Genomic DNA, 3,336 nt, shown 5'->3' on the forward strand with positions numbered 1-3,336 from the left:
CCACACGCTCCGCCGTTGTTCCTTCGACATAGGCAAGATAGATGTCGTGCGCGTTATGTTGACGCGACGAACGCAACAAATAGGAGACACCGGAGACAAACGTGAGAGGCGAAAAAATGCCGTCGATCTGCTCTACTTGCTTATCGTGCTCCTTTCGTCTGTCAAAGCGAAGAGTGGTCGCCTCACAGAGCACGTCTACTTTGCGGTCTTTGGCCCAATCGCCATCTTCCGGTATTTTTGTCCGCAGCAGATCGAAACGTCGTGACGCGGTGACCGGAACCAACACGACATCGTATTTTGAGCTATCGAACAACTGATAGCAAAGATCCGTTGAGTAACCGCGGAACGACCGGAAGCCGTCCCTACCCGTCCCCGAGAGATAAGAAAAGGGCTCTGCGTCATACCTGACGCCGAGATAGACGGTCCGAGCGTCGCCCGGTTTGGCTTTGTCGCTTTTTTCGCCGGCGTGAAGCGGATGGGGCAAGGCCGAGTTCAACATTTTCGATTTGGCCGAGCCAAGTTGTTCGGCGGCCTGAACGGGATCGGGCGAGACCGGGTTCAGCATTTTCGATCCGGATGAGCCAAAGTGTTCGCTCACGCCGACCGAATATGGCACGACGGTCAGTATTTGCGATTGGGCTGCACCAATTTGTCCGCCAGCATGAACCAGTTGACGGGGCGAGGCCGGGTTCAGCATTTTCAATTTCGCTGAGCAATGATGTCCACCGGCATGCACCGGATGGGGAAAGGCAAGATTCGAGATCAACGCAAGTGCAATAATCGCAACGCTGGCCTGAGGCGCAACAGACAAACCGCCCGTTCCAGTTCCAGGCGGTGCCTCCTCAATATTGTCCTTCTTATCCTTCTTGTTGGCCCTTTTGGTAGTTTTCTTGCTCTCTTTGTCGTCGCTATCGCTGGGCAAAGCGAACAGGCCTGCCGAGAGGAAGGCAATAAGCGCATAAACGATAAAGTCCGTCAGATCGAGTTGTGAGTAGATCAACGCTGGCAAGCTAATGGGAAAAGGAGGTGGAGCGGCTAAGCCCCAGAAGGTGGCCTGCGCCGTCATCAGCAAAAGGACGACGACGGCGTTTCCTGCACCAAACACCCACGGTTTCCACGACACGTTTTTCCATTCAAGAGAGTCGATAGCCCAGGTGGTGATGACAACGGACGCGATGCTGGGAAAGTAGTAGGATAGGGTATATATCGCAAACGGCACTTTGCCGGAGAAAAGCACCGTCCTAAACCGATCCGGGTTCTCCGCGATAAGCGCGATCCAACCCATCGCGATGGCAATAAGGCTCACGGCGGCAACAAAGCTGCCGACGGCGATAATCAGAACGCACTCCATGGCCGTATCTGGACCAAATCTGAAGAGGCTGATGGGGTGCCATTGATCGCTGTCCTTGAGATAGCTTCTCACCCCCAGCACGACGGTCAGTGGCAACAGGAAGATTGCAGCATTTCGCAATGTCTCACAGAGGGCGGTCGCCAATACGGTAGTGAGCCCGGGCTTTACGTTGCCAAGCAGGCCATGGACTCCGAGCCACGTCATCACCGTGTAGAAGGTGAAAATCGGCACGAGCAGCATCAAGATCCAAAATCCGGTGTTGACGTGACGGGTAAACGGAAACGCGGACCGGATCGCCTCGCCGACAAGATTCTTCTCGTCAAGTTTGTCTCTCTTCTCGTCGCGTTCTGCATAGACTGCCAACAACGCGCCGGTTTCACGGCGCGACTTCTCGACCCTGTCTATTGCGCCTTCGAGGACGGTAAGCTGTTGGCGTCGCTTGCGAGCAGCTTCAGAGAGTCCGTCAGCCGAGCTGCCGGATTGCCCGGGATTGCCTGTCTGAGAATTTTCGGCAGGCTGTTCCTTGGTGGTAGGGCGCTCGACGCCGGCCGCAACGCCGTCGCCTATATCGGATAAACGCTGCTCACCCTCCGTGACCAGCACATCCTCGAGCTGCTGCATGGCAATTTCAGCATCGCCATAGACACGTTTTGCCAGTGGTTTCACCTTTTCGAGCAGGGCCAGGTCCGGCCATGTTCCAGGCTCCTTGACGAGATCCGTCATAAGCCTCAACTGCACGAATTTCTGCTTGAGCCTCTTCAGGCCGATCCTCTTGTTAATGAAAAGCAAAGCCCATTCAGGCAGTCGGTCCAACCAGGCAGGAACCAATTGTTTAAAAGCGTCCGCGCCCTCTTCACGGCTGTCGGATGGGTCCAGATTGATCTTCTTGTCGAGGTAGCGAAGCAGCTTTTCGGTGCGCGCTTTGACACGAATAGGAATCCCTACCCAGCGATGTGACAGTCGTCGCAGCCAAGCTTCCCATGTGTCCAGAGGCTTGAACAACTCGGTTAGGCCCGCCAGCGCCAACGCAAGTGTTATGGGCCAGTTTCGATCGGCAAAAGAGGCTGGATCGATATCGACTTGGAGTCCCGCAATATTGGCGGATTTGAGCGCCTCGAAGATTACCGTGCCGAAAAAAGCAAAGGCGCTGTATATCAGGACCAAGCTTACCGCATAGTAGAGGTAGGCCTGGAGCATTTTCGAAGGCCCTCTCAACTCGGTGGGCGAAAGCTCCTTCAGGACGAGGTAATCGTCTGATGAGGGGTCGAACGTCCGTTTGTCGAACCTCCTCCATGCGAATAGCAGAATAATCAAAACGCCTACGGCGTAGTAACCGACAAACTCCAAGTCCGGATGCTTGCCCATCAACGGCAGAGGATATGGCCTTTCGACAGCGGGACGGAGCAGATCGTAGTTCCAAAGCGTCTTCGGCGCTTCTGCCGGCCAGATCGCTACGTCCCCACTCACCGCACCGTCCTCCTAAGCCGATGAGTTTACCTCATCCTGTCAGCAGGTCTGTAGGGTATTGTTGCTGCTACAAGCCCCAGCCTGTGCCGGAACAGCCTGTCCAGCACCAATAACTGCGATGGAGATGAGCATGCAGATCATCATAAACACACGCATAGCGAAATCCCTCATTGTCATTGCTACTTTATCATAGGATGTACCAACAAGGCAAGAGACACAGTTCCGCGTGTAACAAGGACAACTCGACGCACCGATAACCAAGCGCCATCGGGGATGTCCGGGAGGCGGAAAGATACGATGCTGTTCGAATCTTCGTCCGACGCTCAATGGGCCATCGCCCTCAATGCGCCATCGCCTTGACGATTTCCTCGGTGACCTTCTTGGCGTCGCCGAGCAGCATCATGGTGCCGTCCTTGTAGAACAGCGTGTTGTCGATGCCGGCATAGCCCGAACCGAGCGAGCGCTTGACGAACAGGCAGGTCTTGGCCTTGTCGACGTCGAGGATCGGCATGCCATAG

Annotated in this window: 2 protein-coding genes; both read right to left on the reverse strand. The window is 55.2% G+C overall.

Translation table 11 applies throughout. The annotated features are described in order from the left end of the window. Window positions 1-2,818 (reverse strand): type 2 periplasmic-binding domain-containing protein (locus AC1D06_RS42225; RefSeq protein ID WP_477991495.1); only part of this gene is annotated, 2,818 nt, incomplete at its 3' end. Window positions 2,819-3,158: 340 nt separating this feature from the next. Continuing rightward, on the reverse strand, window positions 3,159-3,336 hold a 178-nt coding region (locus AC1D06_RS42230), incomplete at its 5' end, for an NAD(P)(+) transhydrogenase (Re/Si-specific) subunit beta (RefSeq protein ID WP_477991497.1).

The sequence above is a fragment of the Rhizobium sp. P2_G2 genome, from assembly GCF_056403555.1.